The sequence below is a fragment of the Lederbergia galactosidilytica genome (assembly GCF_017873565.1).
Taxonomy (GTDB): Bacteria; Bacillota; Bacilli; order Bacillales; family Bacillaceae_C; genus Lederbergia; species Lederbergia galactosidilytica.
Genome location: NZ_JAGGKH010000001.1, coordinates 231,341 through 249,552, shown reverse-complemented (window position 1 = coordinate 249,552; position 18,212 = coordinate 231,341). Strand labels below are relative to the sequence as shown.

The 18,212-nt window shown below is 39.0% G+C and carries 16 protein-coding genes, 1 pseudogene and 1 riboswitch; of the genes and pseudogenes, 12 read left to right on the top strand and 5 right to left on the bottom strand.

Translation table 11 applies throughout. The features are described 5' to 3' along the window. Positions 1-81: 81 nt before the first annotated feature. Positions 82-190, top strand: a riboswitch (SAM riboswitch). 86 nt (positions 191-276) lie between these two features. The 6 genes from J2Z23_RS01105 (at position 277) to J2Z23_RS01080 (ending at position 7,429) form a co-directional block, all read left to right on the top strand. Continuing rightward, positions 277-1,575 carry an O-acetylhomoserine aminocarboxypropyltransferase/cysteine synthase family protein gene (locus J2Z23_RS01105; protein WP_064468643.1) on the top strand — a complete coding sequence of 433 codons (1,299 nt, stop codon included), beginning with the start codon at positions 277-279 and terminating at the stop codon, positions 1,573-1,575. 307 nt (positions 1,576-1,882) lie between these two features. Further along, positions 1,883-2,854, top strand: coding sequence for a homoserine dehydrogenase (locus tag J2Z23_RS01100; protein WP_209972996.1), 972 nt, complete (start codon positions 1,883-1,885; stop codon positions 2,852-2,854). A 156-nt stretch (positions 2,855-3,010) separates the two neighbouring features. Further along, complete coding sequence (locus tag J2Z23_RS01095) at positions 3,011-4,450, top strand: S41 family peptidase (protein WP_209972995.1); 1,440 nt, start codon at positions 3,011-3,013, stop codon at positions 4,448-4,450. A 343-nt stretch (positions 4,451-4,793) separates the two neighbouring features. Further along, positions 4,794-5,978, top strand: coding sequence for a PDZ domain-containing protein (locus J2Z23_RS01090; protein ID WP_238482549.1), 1,185 nt, complete (start codon positions 4,794-4,796; stop codon positions 5,976-5,978). Between the two features lie 331 nt (positions 5,979-6,309). Next, entirely contained in the window at positions 6,310-6,996 is a 687-nt protein-coding gene (locus tag J2Z23_RS01085) for a DsbA family protein (protein WP_209972991.1), read from the top strand. Between the two features lie 4 nt (positions 6,997-7,000). Further along, entirely contained in the window at positions 7,001-7,429 is a 429-nt protein-coding gene (locus J2Z23_RS01080) for a disulfide oxidoreductase (protein ID WP_064468638.1), read from the top strand. A 113-nt stretch (positions 7,430-7,542) separates the two neighbouring features. On the opposite strand, the gene J2Z23_RS01075 is transcribed toward J2Z23_RS01080, so the two are convergent. From J2Z23_RS01075 to J2Z23_RS01070, 3 genes are all read right to left on the bottom strand, one after another. After that, on the bottom strand, positions 7,543-7,722 hold the full coding sequence (locus J2Z23_RS01075) for a hypothetical protein (protein WP_209972989.1): 180 nt from the start codon (positions 7,720-7,722) through the stop codon (positions 7,543-7,545). A gap of 369 nt (positions 7,723-8,091) precedes the next feature. Continuing rightward, entirely contained in the window at positions 8,092-8,220 is a 129-nt protein-coding gene (locus tag J2Z23_RS22515) for a hypothetical protein (protein ID WP_274380134.1), read from the bottom strand. A 63-nt stretch (positions 8,221-8,283) separates the two neighbouring features. Beyond that, entirely contained in the window at positions 8,284-8,475 is a 192-nt protein-coding gene (locus J2Z23_RS01070; protein ID WP_209973102.1) for a hypothetical protein, read from the bottom strand. Positions 8,476-8,693: 218 nt separating this feature from the next. On the opposite strand from J2Z23_RS01070, the gene J2Z23_RS01065 reads away from it, so the two are divergent. After that, positions 8,694-9,422, top strand: a complete 729-nt coding sequence (locus J2Z23_RS01065) for a class I SAM-dependent methyltransferase (RefSeq protein ID WP_209972987.1) — start codon at positions 8,694-8,696, stop codon at positions 9,420-9,422. A gap of 121 nt (positions 9,423-9,543) precedes the next feature. On the opposite strand, the gene J2Z23_RS01060 is transcribed toward J2Z23_RS01065, so the two are convergent. Further along, positions 9,544-9,786 (bottom strand): indolepyruvate ferredoxin oxidoreductase subunit alpha, encoded by a 243-nt coding sequence (locus J2Z23_RS01060; protein WP_057983990.1) that lies wholly within the window; start codon positions 9,784-9,786, stop codon positions 9,544-9,546. Between the two features lie 390 nt (positions 9,787-10,176). Here J2Z23_RS01060 and J2Z23_RS01055 point away from each other — a divergent pair, with 390 nt between their 5' ends. The 4 genes from J2Z23_RS01055 (at position 10,177) to pnpS (ending at position 15,684) form a co-directional block, all read left to right on the top strand. Beyond that, on the top strand, positions 10,177-10,497 hold the full coding sequence (locus tag J2Z23_RS01055) for an ArsR/SmtB family transcription factor (protein WP_057983991.1): 321 nt from the start codon (positions 10,177-10,179) through the stop codon (positions 10,495-10,497). Positions 10,498-10,800: 303 nt separating this feature from the next. Then, positions 10,801-12,894 carry a heavy metal translocating P-type ATPase gene (locus tag J2Z23_RS01050; RefSeq protein ID WP_209972985.1) on the top strand — a complete coding sequence of 698 codons (2,094 nt, stop codon included), beginning with the start codon at positions 10,801-10,803 and terminating at the stop codon, positions 12,892-12,894. 289 nt (positions 12,895-13,183) lie between these two features. Then, positions 13,184-13,885: a response regulator transcription factor gene (locus tag J2Z23_RS01045; RefSeq protein ID WP_057983993.1), complete on the top strand. Its 702-nt coding sequence runs from the start codon at positions 13,184-13,186 to the stop codon at positions 13,883-13,885. Next, the gene (pnpS, locus tag J2Z23_RS01040; protein WP_209972983.1) at positions 13,885-15,684 is read left to right on the top strand and encodes a two-component system histidine kinase PnpS; all 1,800 of its coding nucleotides are present in this window, start codon (positions 13,885-13,887) and stop codon (positions 15,682-15,684) included. Before J2Z23_RS01045 ends, pnpS begins: the two co-directional genes overlap by 1 nt. 276 nt (positions 15,685-15,960) lie before the next feature. On the opposite strand, the pseudogene J2Z23_RS01035 reads toward pnpS, so the two are convergent. Further along, a pseudogene (locus J2Z23_RS01035) lies at positions 15,961-16,398 on the bottom strand (transposase); the annotation flags it as partial. A gap of 730 nt (positions 16,399-17,128) precedes the next feature. Here J2Z23_RS01035 and J2Z23_RS01030 point away from each other — a divergent pair. Continuing rightward, positions 17,129-18,070, top strand: coding sequence for a phosphate ABC transporter substrate-binding protein (locus J2Z23_RS01030; RefSeq protein ID WP_057983998.1), 942 nt, complete (start codon positions 17,129-17,131; stop codon positions 18,068-18,070). Positions 18,071-18,212: the final 142 nt, after the last annotated feature.

Genomic DNA, 18,212 nt, shown 5'->3' with positions numbered 1-18,212 from the left:
GGATATTATTTAAAAATAAGGTTGACTTTTTTGCGGAAAATAGACTATACTTGGTTTTAATAACAACAATGAATAGTAAGACTCTTATCAAGAGCGGCGGAGGGATAGGCCCTGCGATGCCCAGCAACCTTCAGATAGAACTCTGAAAAGGTGCTAATTCCTACAGACAGATTAGTCTGAGAGATAAGGAGTGGAAGTCAAAGACCCCCTTCTTATCGGAAGGGGGTCTTTGACTAATACAGCGATAGAGTAAACAATTGGGGAGGACGAAAGAATATGTCAGAAGAACAATATAAACCAGAAACTTTATTATTGCACGGGGGACAAGAGCCAGATGAAACAGGGGCACGAGCTGTTCCGATACATAGAACAACATCTTATGTATTTAAGGATTCAGAATATGCGCAAAAAGTATTTGGATTAGAAGTGCCGGGAAATATTTATACACGGATTACAAATCCAACGGTTGATGTGTTTGAAAAAAGAGTGGCTTTACTGGAAGGAGGAACAGCCGCAGTTGGACTATCCTCTGGAATGGCTGCCATTGCCTTTTCAATTTTGAATATTACCCGTGCGGGGGATGAAATTGTTGCTGCAACAGATCTATATGGAGGCACATATAATCTATTTGCAGTGACTTTGCCTAAATACGGAATTAATGTGAAGTTCGTAGATCCAAAAGATCCTGAAAATTTCCGCAAAGCGATCACACCTAAAACAAAAGCCCTTTTTGGAGAAATAATTGGGAATCCAAGCTTGCATATATTGGATGTGGAAGCTGTTGCGAACATCGCCCATGAAAATGAGATCCCACTTATTGTTGATAGCACCTTTGCAACACCATATCTTTGCAAGCCGATTGATTGGGGAGCAGATATTGTTGTCCATTCTGCAACAAAATGGATTGGTGGCCATGGAACGGTAATCGGTGGAGTTGTAGTCGATGCTGGAAAATTTGATTGGGATAATGAAAAATTTCCTGACTTTGTCGAACCTGATGAGACATATCATGGGCTTCGTTATGGTATCGATGTACCGAATGCGGCTTTTGCTACTAAATTGCGTGTACAATTATTACGTGATTTTGGACCATGCTTAAGCCCAGATAATGCTTTCCAATTATTGCAGGGTCTAGAAACTCTTCATTTAAGAATTGATAAACATATAGAAAATGCCAAAGCTGTAGCGGAATTTTTAGTGAATCATGATGCGATTGAGTGGGTATCTTATCCTGGATTAGAAAATCACCCATCATATGAATTAGCACATAAATATTTCCCTAAAGGTGCAGGCTCGATCATTGTTTTTGGTATTAAAGGTGGAAGAGAAGCTGGAAGGCAAACGATTGATCATGTGAAATTATGGTCCCATGTTGCGAATGTCGGGGATGCAAAATCATTAATTATCCACCCTGCCTCAACAACTCATCAACAATTGAGTGCAGAGGAGTTAAAACTTGTAGGAGTAACCGAAGAATTAATTCGCGTTTCCGTAGGTCTTGAGGCAGTCGAGGATATTATAGCTGATCTTGGTCAAGCAATCGACAAAGCTGTAGAAATAGTGTCTGTGAAGTAAGGACAAACAATCTAGGGGGACTGGGCGCTATGCGTTTCAGTCTCCTTTTTTACAAAATAGGAAAGTATAAATTTTGGCTAATACTGGATCTAGCTCCAGTGCCCAGCGACTAGCAAACTTTCGGTGCCTGCTTGCGTAAGTCAACAGGATGCTGGTCACAAAGGCGTTGCGACTTACAGGATGTACTGTAGATGAAGCGACAAGACATCGCGTATTTCGCCTTTGAACCTTTTTATCCAAGTTTGTACGTCGGCTAAACGGGAGCATGCGCTTTTCTTAATGACATCCATGAATGGGGGAGATAAAAATGCCAATCATTAAAGCGGCACTATTGGGTCTTGGTACTGTGGGAGCTGGTGTTTACGAGGTTATCCGTAATCAACAAGAAAAATTGAAAGAACTTGTCGGCGCCAAAGTCCAAGTGGTAGCTGTACTGATCCAAGATACAGATAAAGAGCGTGAAGTGGAGAAAGATGTCTTAGTGACAAATAATATTCAAGAAATTTTAGCGATTCCTGATCTCGATGTAATCTTTGAATCGATTGTTGGAGCAGAGCCGACTAATCGCTACCTAGATGAAGCTATCGAGTATGGATGCCATATCATTACAGCGAATAAGGAAATGTTTGCTAAGCATGGTGAGGCTTTACTGGAAAAGGCTTTGGAAAATGATGTTCAAATTGGTTTTGAGGCAACCGTTGCAGCAGGTGTTCCAGTTATCCGTACCATTCAGCAACAATTACAACTTAATAAAATAGGGCGCGTTCAAGCATTGCTCAATGGAACTTCTAATTTTATTTTAACTGAAATGAGGAAAAAGCAACTTCCGTTTGCAAAAGTTTTAAAAACAGCCCAATCCCTTGGTTTTGCGGAGGCTGATCCAACAAATGATGTCGAGGGAATAGATGCTTTTTATAAAATCATGATCTTAAGTCAGTTGATTTATGGGGAGCAACCAGAGTGGAATACAGTTGAACTAAAAGGGATAGCAAGTGTTCCGGAAGATAAGATTTACCATTCTGATGGCCGTTATAAGCATATTGCGGAGTTGGAAAAAGTAGGAGATCGTATTCAGGCAACTGTCCGCCCTATCATAGTCGATGAGCAACATCCCCTTTATTCTGTAGAAGGTGTGGATAATGCGGTTGTGCTAGAAACATCATTGGCTGGAGCGATTATGATTCAAGGACCAGGAGCTGGTAGTAAACCTACAGCAAGTGCTATGTTAGAAGACTTTATTCATATTTTCCAAGACAGTAAAGCTGCTGTTTTAAGTTAACTAACTCTAGTTATAACTTGTCCCCTCATCGCATAGGATTTATGGAGGATGTTCAAAAGGAAATCAAAGGGATAAACGGCTGAAGTCGCCACGTCCGCATGACTTCGCCGTTTTGACCAACATCCTGTTGCCCTAATTGCGGTGAGGAGGAAAAATATGAAAAAAAGATGGCTGGTAATCATTTCCGTTTGTTCTTTTCTTTTGGGAGCGGGCGGTATATATGCTAGTATGATGTGGATTTTCCCGAATTGGCAAGATCCACAAAGTAATCAGGAATCAGGAACAGTGCAAATACTACCAACTATGGAAAAAGTAGCAGAGGCCTATGATTTAATCCAGCATGCTTATGTCGAAGAAGTGGATACGAAGAAATTAATTCAAGGAGCCATTCAAGGAATGGTTGCTACATTACAAGATCCCTATTCGGTGTATATGGATGAAGAGACCGCAGAAAGATTTAATGAGAGTATGGATTCCAGCTTTAATGGAATCGGTGCTCAAATTGCCATTCAAGAAGGCAAACTGGTCATTATTTCCCCTATAAAAAACTCTCCTGCTGAAAAGGCAGGTCTCAAAGCAAAGGATCAAATTATTAAAATTGATGGGGATTCGGTTGATGGTTTGGATTTGTATGAGGCATCGAGTAAAATTCGTGGGAAAAAAGGGACAGCAGTGACATTGGATATTATGAGAAGCGGTGTATCTAAATCACTCAATTATGAAATTGTCAGAGATGAAGTTCCGATTTTGACTGTTTTCTCTGAGCTAAAAGAAAGTGGTGGAAAGAAATTTGGCTATGTGGAAATCACTTCTTTTGCTGAAGGAACAGCAAAAGACTTTGAGGCAGAATTAAAGGAGCTGGAAGCGGAAAATATTGAAGGACTTGTGATTGATGTCCGTGGCAATCCGGGTGGAATGTTAATCAGTGTTCAAGAGATTCTAGCTCAATTAGTGACAGGGGAAAAACCTTATGTTCAAATCGAAGAGCGCTCAGGTAAAAAGCAAACCTATTATTCGGAATTGGAAAAGGAAAAAGGCTACCCGATTACTGTATTGATCGATGAGGGAAGTGCTTCAGCTTCAGAAATTTTAGTAGCGGCGTTAAATGAAATCAATGGCACAACTTTGATTGGGACAAAGACCTTTGGAAAGGGAACGGTGCAACAACCAATTCCATTGGAAGCTGGCGGCAATTTAAAATTAACGATGGCAAAATGGCTTACACCTGATGGAAACTGGATCCATGGTAAAGGGATCGATCCTACGATTGAGGTTCAACAACCAGCCTATTTTAATGCCCATGCAATCGAGTACAAGGAACCGTTAAAATTAAATATGAATGATGAAAATATTAAGTTTGCCCAAGAGATGTTGAAGGGATTAGGTTTTTCTCCAGGGCGAATAGATGGTTATTTTGATGAACAAACAGAGAAAGCGGTTAGAGCCTTCCAATCAATTGAGGAACTTCCTATCACAGGTGAAATAGATGAAAAGACAGTAGCGAAATTAGAAGGCAAAATTGCCGATTTTATCAAAGATGAGAAAAATGATATTCAGTTGCAGGTAGCACTCAAATCTTTACAAAAAAACAACTGATTTTTTAATAAAGCAAACGAGCAATCTTTGTTTGCTGAATGACAATCATGGTAATTGGAAGATTTTTTAGTTCAATTAAAATTAACGGGTTATCGCCTTACTTTCTCAGGATTGACCAAAGTTTCTGCATTTGTAAATGACACTGTCCCAGAGGATTCTCAGCTATTCATAGCTTGAGAGTCCTCTTAATAATTATTACCCATACACATTCGAATACGCAAAACAAAAGAGGAGGTTAGACATTCTTGAAAAATTAAGTTGTCTAGCCATATTTTTGTTCTATTTCTGCTAATGTCTGGTAAAATAAAAGATATATTAACGTTCAGAAGGGATGTGGAGGGACTTGGAATGGACCGTAGAGATTGTGAAAGGGTTAGGAAGAATGTTGCTTCATCCTGTTTTCTATTTCTCAATGATCTGGGTGCTATTGGCAGGTTTTTGGAGAATAAAACGAGAACGCCATGATTTTCATGTAAGAGTACATACTATTTATCTAGAACTTCGCCATTTATTCCCTGCGGGTATACTTGTTGGAATTGTTCTATCGATTGTATCCATTGTGTTGGGCTTGACAATCCCGCTAAAACTATTAGTGATTTTAGCCGTTGTCACGATTGTATTAACCGTAATTGGGAATGCTAGATTGCTATCAGCGGCTTTCACCGTTGGCATACCTTTGTTACTATTAAGCTCTTTTTCTCTATTTTCCTTTGAATGGGACTTCCTTGACCAGATGGACTCGAATTATTTGCTTGGCGCTACTGTTATGTTAGGGCTATTACTGGTTGCGGAAGGGTTTCTGATGATAAACAATGGGGTACAGGATGTCTCACCTAAATTGCGGACAAGCCGCAGAGGGTTAACAGTAGGTGCTTTACAAACAAAAAGATTTTGGCTGCTTCCTACTTTTCTTTTTCTTCCTTCAGGGGTGTTGAGCCTGCCATTCGATTGGTGGCCAGTCATTTCATTTGGCCAAGAGGGTTATTCTTTAGTGTTATTGCCATTTTTACTTGGTTTTCAACAGCAAATTCAGACTGAACTAGCAGAAGCGGCTGTAAAAAGAATGGGGAAAAATGTATTGCTCCTCGGTTTGCTTGTTTTAGCAGTAAGTATTATGAGTAGTCTTCTTTTACCTATTTATGCAGCGATTATGACCTCGGTACTTGCTCTTATAGGAAGAATTTGGCTTGCTTATCGCCATCGCGTAAGGGAAAACAACAATCCATATTATTTTGCTCCAAGAAATTCGGGTGTCATGGTTTTAGATGTATTACCAAACTCTCCAGCGGATAAAATGGGACTGAAAACAGGAGAAATTATTCAAACATGTAATAAAGTGGAAGTAAATAATCAGGACGAAATGTATCATGCTCTTTCGAAAAATCGCGCATATTGTAAATTAGAAGTATTTGATAATAATAATGAGATCCGAATTGTCCAAGGTGCCTTATATGAGGGAGATCATCATGAATTAGGGATTCTTTTCATAGAAAATCATGAAGTAAGTCAATCTAATAAGGTGATTTAGGAATAATAGCGTAGCAATAAGCAATGACCTGATACATCAATATTAACTAATTCATCCGTAATTTTAAATAGAAAATGTTCACTAATAAGACACCATTTTCTACTGAGATGACAGTTTACCTACCTTCCAGAGGTATGGTAGGATAAACAAAGGAAAATGATATTAGTCTAATCAGTGAGCATCCCTCTTTTCACTGGTAGCTCATTGGTAGGGGACTTTTTACTGAGAAATCTCCGTTTTATTTCAAACTTATATAGGAGAAACCTAGCATAGGACATGGAATGAAAGAGCAGAGATTATCTCTACTAGAAAATACCTGGAGAGATGCCGAATGAATAATAAAAAGTTAATGATTATTACGATCGCGATCGTGGTAGTTGCCGTTATTGCTATTGTTATTTTGAACAAACAAATTAACCAAGCAGATCAGGAGAATGTCATCGTAGACCACCCAGTGATTGAAAATCAACCTACGATGGGTGAGGAGGATGCACCAGTTTCAATTGTGGAATTTGGTGATTATAAATGCCCTGCTTGTAAAGCATGGTCAGAGAGAGTATTACCTGAACTTGAGAAGGATTATATTGACACTGGAAAAGCGAAACTTTCTTATATCAATGTTCTATTCCACGGAGAGGAATCTGTTCGCGCAGCATTAGCTTCAGAGGCTGTTTTCAAACAAGATCCTGAAAACTTCTGGGCATTCCATGAAGCTTTGTTTCAAGCACAGCCTACAACTGAACAACATGATGAACAATGGGTGACAAATGAAACATTAGTAGAAATTGCTCAAGAAACAGCACCTGATGTTAATTTAGATATAGATCAATTTGACAAAGAGATTGAAAAGTATAAAGAGGAGCAGCCATTAGAATCACCAGAAGTCAACCTTGATAATCAGTTGAGAATAAAGCATAATATTGAATCAACTCCGACTGTCATTATTAATGGTATTCTTGTCAACGATCCATTTGATTATAAAGTTGTTTCTAAACTAATTGAAAAGGAATTGAAGTAAAAGGATGAAAAATACCAAATCAACTTTTCAGGATTATATTCTTTATATTGCTTGGATTGTATCGTTAGTTGCTACACTAGGTAGTCTCTATTTTAGTGAGATTAAAGGGTTTATCCCCTGTGAGTTTTGCTGGTATCAAAGAATCCTGATGTATCCTCTAGTTGTGATAATTGGTATTGCCGTATTTGAGCAGAATAAAAATATTAAAAAATATGTTTTACCATTTTCAATTATTGGCATGGGCGTTTCTTTTTATCATTACTTAATTCAGAAGGTCCCTGGATTAGCTTCAGTGAAACCATGTGTTGGGGGAGTTCCCTGTAATGGCCAATATATTAATTGGTTAGGTTTCATCACTATTCCTTTCCTAGCCCTTATTGCTTTCACATTCATTACAGTCTTCATGTTGTTGTTACGTAGAACGAAGAATTAAGTTCCATTGAATGACCTAGGAAAAGCGGGAAGTCTGAGGACTTCTCGCTTTTTATCGTTAGCCGTTATTTATAACCGAGTTTTCCATTTAGTGTAAAATATAGGTCTGATAAATTAATCCTCATTATCCTCTGAATATTCCTCTTCAGTATCCTCCTGGTTTCTTCCCCAGAAGAAACCCCAAGGATCCCTTTGCGGGGGTCTAGTTCTGTGTTCTTCTTTAATCTCGACATTCTTAGCGTGAATAACGAGGTTTTCCACATGGATTTCTTTTGGCTTCTTTTCGTGAGACATGTCCATCCTCCTTTCTAAAAACCGATTCGCTTTATCCTATTCAGGTTTGAGGGAGGTGTATAGGCAAAAATATAGAAAATAGAGGAAACTTTAAGCAGATAGGACTATACTGCTTAAAGTTTCCCTCTTTAGGGGTATGAAAAGTAGAGAAAATGATTTAAAAAGCTGGAATCAAAGTGTTTCACATAAAAACGAACGACTTGGTGTAATATATTTTACTTTTCCGCGGCCGGCTAGTGAGCTTTAGGCCAACATGATGTTGGACATAAAGGTATTACGACGTAAAAGGACGTACTAGTCCAGGCGAAGCTTTCATACGGCCGGCAGGATGCCGCTGTTTTAACCTCACATCTTTAATCCTTAAGCCGGTCAATGAACATGATGTTCTAGAGTCGGCTTTGGTAACAGGACGTGACGCTCAACTAGCCGACCTCCGGCAAAGTCTACGTATATTTCTTCTTGGGCAATAGTAGATTGTTCATCTTTGCTTCTTATCATTTTAGATATGTCCCAGCCTTTTTTCTATAAGGATAGAGGTTTATAAAAAACTGCATTTGGCTTTTAAAAGAAAGGGATGAAAGCTAAGGTAGCGATAGCGCCTAAGGCAACTCCCAAGCCAAATCCCCAACCCCATCCCCAGCCATAGCCATATCCTCCATAATTGGATCTGCCTAAAGGTCGAAGATAAACTCTATTTGGTGAGACTCGGTCAATAATTCCCCGGTGCACCTGACCATCTTTTGTTCTAATCATAACAGGACGGCCAACTCCACCACGACAAGCATGATAATAATGATTCGCTGACAAATCTGAACACCTCCTTGTCTTTACTCCATCCTTTATTAAACTATGTGCTTTTCTAAGTTTTTGAATGGACAAACAAATCAGTCGTTAAGCGGAAATAATGATCTCACGTTCAAAAACAATTATCATATCCTATCTTAAAAATATGTATAGGAGGGATGAAAAAAATGACATTCGATTATCATGATGCATTAGCAAAGGGAAGAGTTAAAGGAGCCCATCCAGGTGGTTTTTATTTGACTAAAAAGTTACTTAAGGATGTAAAGTTAAAAAAGGAGATGAAAGTGCTTGATATAGGTTGCGGAATGGGGCAAACATCTTTATATTTGGCCGAAACAATAGGATGTCATGTTGTTGCGGTTGACAAGCATCCTAAGATGATCGAAAATTTTCGGCAACATCCAGACGTACAAGCTTTACCAATCGAGATTGTTGAAGCAGATATCGAAAAGCTTCCGTTTGCGGATGAACAATTTGATTTGATTTTATCGGAATCTGTACTCGCTTTTACAAAGCTGGCCCAATCGCTATATGAGGTAAAAAGGGTTCTCAAAAAAGACGGCATTTTCATTTGTAATGAAATGTGTTTGCAGGAGCCATTCGAGCCTGCTGAGCTGAGTAAATTTAACAGCCTGTATCAAATCCAGGAAATTTTAACGAAAGAAGGATGGTTAACGAAGTTAAAAAATGTAGGATTTCAAAACCTTACCGTTGTTGAAGATAGAAAGATGGCTGAAGAATTATCGGACTATACAAATGAAGAAAAAATCGTGGATAATGCTGGGACAGTCATATATAGTGAAGAGGTGGAGGAAATATTAGTGGAACAAAGTCTTTTATTAATCGAGTATGCAGATAATATTGGTTATATTGTCATACAAGCAACAAAAGGATAAGAGCGTTCGATAAAGGTCTAATGAATGGTAGGGGCAAAAATAATAATGCTTAGGCGGTTGTTCCTTCCTATTAATAGAAAAAAGGTGGACTTAGGCAAGTCCACCTTTTTCTAAAAGGGAATTACTCAGCAGCTGCAAAGAATTCTTTTGCTTTATCGAAGTATTTTTCATCTTCAGGAAGAAGGTCTTCCTCATGATAAATAGCTTCGACAGGACAAACAGCTTGACAAGCTCCACAGTCTATACAAAGGTCAGGATCGATGAAAAACATCTCATCCCCCTCTAGAATACAATCGACAGGGCAAACTTCGACACATTCGCCGAATTTTTCTCCTATGCATGGTGCCGTGATAACGTAGGACATGTAAAAAAACCACCTTTAATATAGTATCTTATGATAAAGTGAGAATTCAATCATTGGGAAATCTCCACTGATTAAATAAGAATCAAAGGCTAAATATGTACAACATTCTGCTAGCAAGGTTAAAACACGATGTCGTGTCGCTTCCCTTACATAAGTACTTGCTGTACGTCATAATGCCTTTATGACCTGTAACTTACAGGCCTATAATACAAATATAGCAAATCTCCTTCTTATTTTCAATTGGACAAAGGCACTCTCTAAAACAAACGGCACAGTTTTCTGCATATTGTCACAAATCCTTTTTAGAAATTGTTGACAAAACTAAAGAATGAAATATAATGAGGTTAATGTATGAATATATATGCATATATAGGAGAGGGAGAGTAAATAATGGAAAATCAGCAAAAACTATCTACTCCAGATGAATTAGATGAGGAGACACTCTTCATCGTTTCACAGACCTTTAAAGCTTTATCAGAGCCAACAAGGATCCGCATTTTACATCTATTAGCTGAGCGAGAATACTCAGTTAACCAAATTGCGGAAAAGTTATCACTTTTGCAATCAACTGTATCACATCAATTGCGTTTTTTGAAAAATCTACGACTTGTTAAATATAGACGAGAAGGAACGACATTTTATTATTCACATGATGATGAACATGTGATGAATGTGTTGGAACAAACCATTGATCATGCTAGACATACCTAAGAGTAGATGTTCAAACAGTTCGGTAATAATGACATTGTGAGATAAAGGATCTGTAACTAAATGCCGACATGTCCTGTGGCGAACGTCGAAGTCATCACACACGCGCAAGTTCGTATCACATGAAAGGAAATCCACTTTCCATTATGCGATACGAATTCAGGGAAACATTCTTAGCGCCACCTGAAACTTTACAGGATGTACATTAGAGGGGTGTTCACGTTTAACGTCAGCATAGTCGCCGACTTGGTCCTTTTTATTCTCCTTTTTGAGCATGCATTTTAGAACGAAAAGGGTTGATTTAAAATGGCAGAATATAAATTAAAGGGATTGTCTTGTGCCAACTGTGCGAGGGAGATGGAAGAAGATATCCAAAAGTTGGAACATGGGAAGGATGCAAGGCTCCTTTTTAACTCCAGTAAACTAATCGTTTCAGATGAGATCGAACTGCAAAAGGTAGAAAAGATATTAGCAAGTGATGGAGCCGCCCTTATTAAGCAGGAAGCAAGTGATGGACACGATCATGATCATGCCCATGCCCATAATTCTATTCAACATCTAATGTTATTAATTGGGATTTCGGTTTTAATATTTGTCAGCGCCATGATCGTCGAACATATTGGCTATAACTGGGTTGCCGTTATTCTATATCTTGTGGCTGCTGCTCTAAGTGGCTATACAACATTCGTAAAAGGGTTAAAGAATCTTTTTGCATTGAAGTTTAATATTGATACATTAATGACGATTGCGTTAATTGGGGCGTTTGGCATTGGAGAGTGGAAAGAAGGAACATTAGTAGCGATTTTGTTTGGAATTAATGAATATTTAGAAGGCCTTGGCATGCAAAAAGCGCGCAAATCAATGGAAACATTATTAGAAGTTGCCCCGAAAGAAGCGATACGGATTGGAGGCAATGGGGAAGAAATTGTCCCTATTTCGGCTTTACAAGTAGGGGATGTTGTCCTCGTTAAATCAGGCGCAAAAATCCCCTCTGATGGTGTTGTTAAGGACGGGAAAAGCTCTGTGAATGAGGCAGCTATTACCGGTGAATCTATGCCTGTTGAAAAAGAGGGAGGAGAAGCTGTTTTTGGTGGAAGTATTAATAATGAGGGAGTTCTTCGAGTAGAAATTACGAAGGCTTACGAGGACTCTTCCCTCGCTAAAATTCTCCATCTTGTTGAAGAAGCACAGGAAACAAAAACACCAACTGAAAAGTTTATTAATCAGTTTGCCAAATATTACACCCCGGCTATTATGGTGATCGCAGCCATTGTAATGCTTGTGCCACCACTTTTTGCTGGAAACTGGGGAGAGTGGTTTTATCAAGGCCTTGCCGTATTAATAGTTGGGTGTCCTTGTGCATTAATCATATCTTCACCGATTGCCTTAATTTCAGGGATCACTCGAAATGCCAGACATGGTATTTTAATCAAAGGTGGTGTCTTTCTTGAGCAATTAGGGAAAGTAGATACAATTGCTTTTGATAAAACTGGGACATTAACTAAGGGTGAACCCCATGTTGAGAAAATGATTGTTTATGATAAGAATCATTTCCTATCGATTGCTGGCTCAATTGAAAACAGTTCTTCACATCCATTAGCGAAAGCTGTAATGAAAAAAGTTGAAGAATTTAATGCTACTGTTCAGGAACCTTCCCATGTTGAAACAATTGCCGGTCAAGGGGTGGAAGCTGTTATTGATGGTTTGACCTATACATTAGGAAATGAAAAAAGCATTCCATCTGCAGCTATTACAACAGCTATCCAAAATGATCTGGATACCTTAAAAGCGGAAGGTTTGACATTAGTAGCCGTTTCCGACCAAAAAAGGGTATTAGGTTTCTTTGGAGTTACCGATGAAGTACGCCCGGAAAGTAAAGAAATTATCAAAGAGTTATATAAAGCAGGGATTAAAAGAACGACGATGTTAACAGGGGATCATCAACAAACAGCTGAAAAAGTCGCAAAAAGTATTGGTCTCACGGATTTTCATGCAGGATTATTGCCAGATCAAAAGGTTGAAAAGATTAAAGAATTAACTAGTGATGGTCTTACCGCCATGGTTGGGGATGGAATTAATGATGCTCCTGCTTTGGCCACCGCTAATTTAGGCATTGCGATGGGAAAAGGAACTGATAGTGCGATTGAAACGGCAGATGTTGTTCTTATGCAAGATCATCTAGGTAAACTTCCATCAGCCATTAAAGTTGGCAAAAAAGTCAATGCAATTATTAAACTTAATATTGGTTTAGCACTTGGGCTAAAATTAATCGCCTTGCTCCTCACCATTCCAGGCTTACTCACTCTATGGATTGCCATCCTATCTGATATGGGGGCAACCGTGCTTGTTACATTAATAAGCTTGACTGTTTTGATTGAAAAACGTACATTAAAATCATAAGATCCATAGGGCTGTCTCAAAAAATAAACGAGACAGTCTTCTTTTTACATGAAATGCCTGTTAAAAAAGGAAGCTAAAAAGGACCAAGTCGCTTAAAGAAGCTGACGTCAATCGCGAACGTTCGACATGTGCACGTCTTATGCATCGAAAATTTGAGATGGACTTGCGTGTGTTATGCTAAATTCGGCGTTCGACCTAGGACGTAACGGCATTTAATCGAAGCTCCTCCAGCTTGACGTGTCATTTTTATCGGACTTTTTTAACAACCTTATAAAGGGGGAAGAATGAAATGGAGAAAGTTCTTGTGATTGATGATGAGCCTTCTATCGTAACATTATTACAATTTAATTTAGAAAAGGCAGGCTTTGCAGTGATTACTGCAGGAGATGGAAATACAGGACTACAGAAAGCAATGGAAGAGGATCCTAGCTTAATTATTCTAGATTTAATGCTCCCTGGAATGGACGGCATGGATGTCTGTAAAACCCTTCGCCAGGAAAAACTAAAAACACCTATTTTAATGCTTACAGCTAAGGACGATGAATTTGATAAAGTATTAGGACTCGAACTCGGTGCAGATGATTATTTAACTAAGCCATTTAGTCCTCGTGAAGTCATTGCAAGAGTAAAGGCGATTTTAAGACGCTCACAAATGAATGAAACTCCAGATACACCTAAGCAGGAGGCAGAAACGATCCGGATTGGCGATCTTAATATTTATCCTGATCAATATGAGGCTGAACTTGCTGGTGAGAAACTTGATTTGACTCCAAAGGAGTTTGAATTACTTTTATATTTAGCTAATCACCAAGGCAAAGTGCTTAATCGCCATCAATTACTGGATGCCGTTTGGAATTATGAATTTGTTGGAGATTCACGGATTGTGGATGTTCATATTAGCCATTTACGTGAAAAAATTGAAAAAGATACGAAGCAACCACTGTATATTAAAACAGTTCGAGGATTCGGTTATAAATTGGGGCAACCGTGATGCATAAATTATGGGTGCGGATTACATCTTCCTTTTTAATTTTGATTTCAGTTTTATTAGTCCTTTCTGGCTTGTTTTTATCAAGGATGATGAAAGATACATATTATGATTTAAAAGAAACACATTTACTACAAACATCAAAATTGGTGTTGAATGTGATTGAGAGGGAAAATTTGCTATCTAATCCTCGAGAACTTCAGGATGAGATGGATCTTGTGGCTAACTCGATCCAATCAAGAGTAACCGTTTTGGACGAAGCAGGAAATGTGTTAGCTGATTCAGAGGATGCGCCGGCGGAGATGGAAAATCATGCAAATCGGCCAGAAGTAAAAGAGGTACTGGAAAAGCAAGCATCTTCGGGACTTTCCATTCGCTTTAGCAAAACACTTGGTTTCCATATGATGTATGTGGCTGTTCCTGTGATTGAAGGAGACGAGGCAGCTGGAGTCATTAGAGTGGCTTATTCCCTGAAGAAAATTGACCTAGCTTTACGCAAATTATGGATTAGTATTAGTATTTCTTTGTTATCTGTTTTTATTCTTACTGGTTTAATTGGGATGAGACTGGCTAAAAGCATTTCTAAACCGATTGAGGAAATGATTGGTGTTTCGGCAAGACTAAAGGATAAAGACTTTTCCGCCAGAGTCAATCAACAACCTAGAGGTGAATTAGGACAATTAGCAACATCTATTAATATGCTGGCCTCAAGTTTGAAAAATCAAATGGAAACTATTCAAGAAAATGAGCAACAGCTTTCAGGTGTATTAGCGAATATGACGAGCGGCGTGTTGTTAGTTGATATGCGTGGTAGAATTTTATTAGCAAATAAGGCGATGGCGCAATTTTTCGGAGAAGATCCACAATCATTTACAGGGAAAATGCATATGGATGCTAGCCGAAACTTAGAATTCAGTTCCTTGATGGCTGAATGTTTAAAAACTGGACAAGAATTAAGAAAAGAAATCACCTTTTTTTATCCGAGGGAACGGATTATGGATGTCCATCTTGCACCATATGTTCGCGAAAATCAGGAACGAAAGGGAATTATCGCTGTTTTACATGATGTCACTGAAGTGCGCAGATTAGAAAAGATGAGAACGGATTTCGTTGCTAATGTCTCACATGAGTTGAAAACGCCGATTACATCAGTAAAAGGCTTTGCTGAGACATTATTAGATGGAGCGATGCATGATGAAGCTATCTGCCGTGAGTTTCTTAGTATTATTTATCGGGAGAGTGAGCGACTCCATCGATTAATTAGTGAACTATTGTATTTATCTAGAATTGAACAGCATCATATTCCTTTGAAATTAGAGCAAATGAATATGACAGAAGCTGTGTTAAATATAGCCAATACGATTCAGAAAGAAGCGAAAAAGAAAAATTTAACTCTCAATCTCCCTGAACAGACGAATGATATATGGCTGGAAGGAGAGAAAGATAGAATCCACCAAATTGTCTTAAATCTTCTCTCAAATGCGATCGCCTATACACCAGAAGGAGGAAAAATTTGCGTGGAGCTTTGGGAGGAGAACGACCAGGTAAAGCTTAGTATTTCTGATACAGGAATAGGTATCCCTGCGTCTGAACTACCGAGAATATTTGAACGTTTTTATCGTGTAGAAAAAGCCCGTTCTCGTCGTTCAGGTGGCACTGGTCTTGGGCTAGCGATTGTAAAGCATTTAACGGAATCCCATCATGGGAAAATCGAAGTGAAAAGTGAAGAAGGAAAAGGAACAACCTTTATTGTTGCATTACCAAAGACACATGAAACAAATGATAAAACCTCGCTATCATGAGCGAGGTTTCAGAGTGTAGACAAAAGGGTTGGAAATCAAAATGATTTCCAACCCTTTTGCTATTCATACAGGATCATTCTATGAAAAAGACCATAAATGCTCTCCTTATGGTTTCTATTACGCCATGGTTGGCGTTTTCCATGTCCAGCTGGCCAGCTTCTTAAGATTTAGAGCTGCAAAAGTCAGCATCGTCTGCATGGACATTTTTTTAAGTCCCCTAAGGGTTGTCCATCACATGCCATGCCTTTCTTTTGCATCGGCAAAGACACGCTCAATCGTCTCTTTACGAACAACCTTCTTCTCAAACTTTCTTTTATTCGCGCTGGCTTTCACATGGGTCGAATCAATAAAGACATGGTCGGGGCTGAGGAGCCCGCGGTTTGTCACCTCGTTTAGAACTTTATTGAAGATCTGCTCGAATAGGTCTGTATCTGCAAATCGACGCACATAGTTTTTTCCGAACGTGGAAAAGTGAGGAACCCCTGTATGAAAGCCAAGGAAGCAGCGATATGCCACATTTGTTTCAATTTCCTTGATTGTCTGGCCCATGGAATGGATGCCAAAGGTATACTGAATGAATGTCATCTTGATCAGTACGACAGGATCTATGCTGGGTCTCCCAATGGTTGAGTAAAGATCCCCGACTAATGGATAGATAAAGGAGAAATCAATAGTCGCATCCAGTTTGCGCACCAGATGCTCTTGAGGAACCAACTGCTATATTGTCAGCATTTCCAGCTGTTCGCGTTCATTAATTTGATTCTTCGTCATCATATCCATCACCTTATTCAGTTAATAGGAAACACCGTTGATTGGAGTGGAGAGCGGCGACTCCAGCGGGAACAGCGCGAGCTGAAGACCCTGGACTGAGCGCAGCGAGGGAAGCGGCTGAAGCCGTGCCCGCGGAAAGCGTCCGCCCGCAGCGGAAATCAGCCTTTCTAGCTTTATCTCTATTTTAAAAGGAAAAAGACTGTAGGCAAACACCAAAATTCATGGTGTTTATCTACAGTCTGAAACCTCGCTATCATAAGCGAGTTTTTTTTATATGGAAAATATAAGCTTAGCCACTGTAAATAATGATAATGCTATCATTTTACATCCCCTTTTTTCTTTATGGAAATCATAAAATGATGCTCTATACAGCAAACATTTCGGCTTTTTCTTACGATAAGTCAACATCGACTCAATTATCGCCTTTTTGTCTAGCTACAGGCAGTGGCTCGAGGTCAAATAACCTGGAATTCTGGAAGGAAAAAACACTTCCAGTTTCCAAAATATTTGCTTGTCACCCCTAAACAACTGCAATCTGCTTTTCGTGTTTACAAATTCCAAACAAAGCTTTACATAAACTTCACAAACTATTTATGGGCGCTTAAAAGAGATAGTTTACTGTATAGATAAGCAATCAAGGATTGCAAAACAAATAGAAAAGGGTGGCTCACTCATGAAAAAGAAATGGATCGCATATGTTGCATGTCTCTTCATGTTTACTATGATTCTAGCAGCATGTAGTAATACCGAGGCAGGTTCTCAAAATTCTGCATCAGAAACTAGTAAAACTAGTTCAGAAACAAATCAAGAGAATTCAACAGAGAGTGATGAACTAGCAGGTTCCATTACTGTAGTTGGATCGAGTGCAATGCAACCTTTAGTTGAAGCGGCTGCTCAGCAATTTATGCAACAACACCCTGAGGTGACAGTCAATGTACAAGGTGGAGGAAGTGGAACTGGGCTAAGTAAGATTAGTGAAGGTGCCGTTGATATTGGAAACTCTGATGTATTCGCAGAAGAAAAAGAGGGAATTCCAGCTGATAAACTAACGGACTATAAAGTGGCAGTAGTTGGTATGGCACCTGTTGTCCATTCAGAGGTTGGAGTGGAAGATATTACCCAAGACCAGTTGATTGATATATTTACAGGAAAAGTAAAAAATTGGAAAGAACTTGGTGGCGCTGATCAAGAAATTATTGTTGTCAATCGAGCCCAAGGTTCAGGAACAAGAGCTACATTTGAAACTTTTGGTTTAAATGGACAAGAGCCGATTGAAGCACAAGAACAAGATTCATCAGGTACGGTTCGAAAGATTGTTAGTGAAACTCCGGGTGCTATTAGTTATCTAGCTTTCTCTTATATCGACGAATCAATCCAAGCTCTAAAAATAGATGGTGCTGAGCCAACTGCTGAAAATGTAGAAACAGATACATGGAAAATCTGGGCCTACCAACATATGTATACGAATGGTGAAGCCGTAGATATTACGAAAGAGTTCATTGATTATATGCTTACAGACGAGGTGCAAACTAAATTGCTTCCGAAAATGGATTACCTGCCAGTAACAAGCATGAAAGTTGATCGCGATGCGAATGGTGTGGTAACCAAACAATAAAATAAACTTGCAAGCTAAGGAATTATTAAACATTGGGATAGGGCCTAGCTTCAGCGCCTAGTTCGGAGAGACTCATAATAAGCTTGTCCGGCGCTGCGGCAAGGCGCTTGCGCTTTTTTATAGAGGCTATTGACACACTATA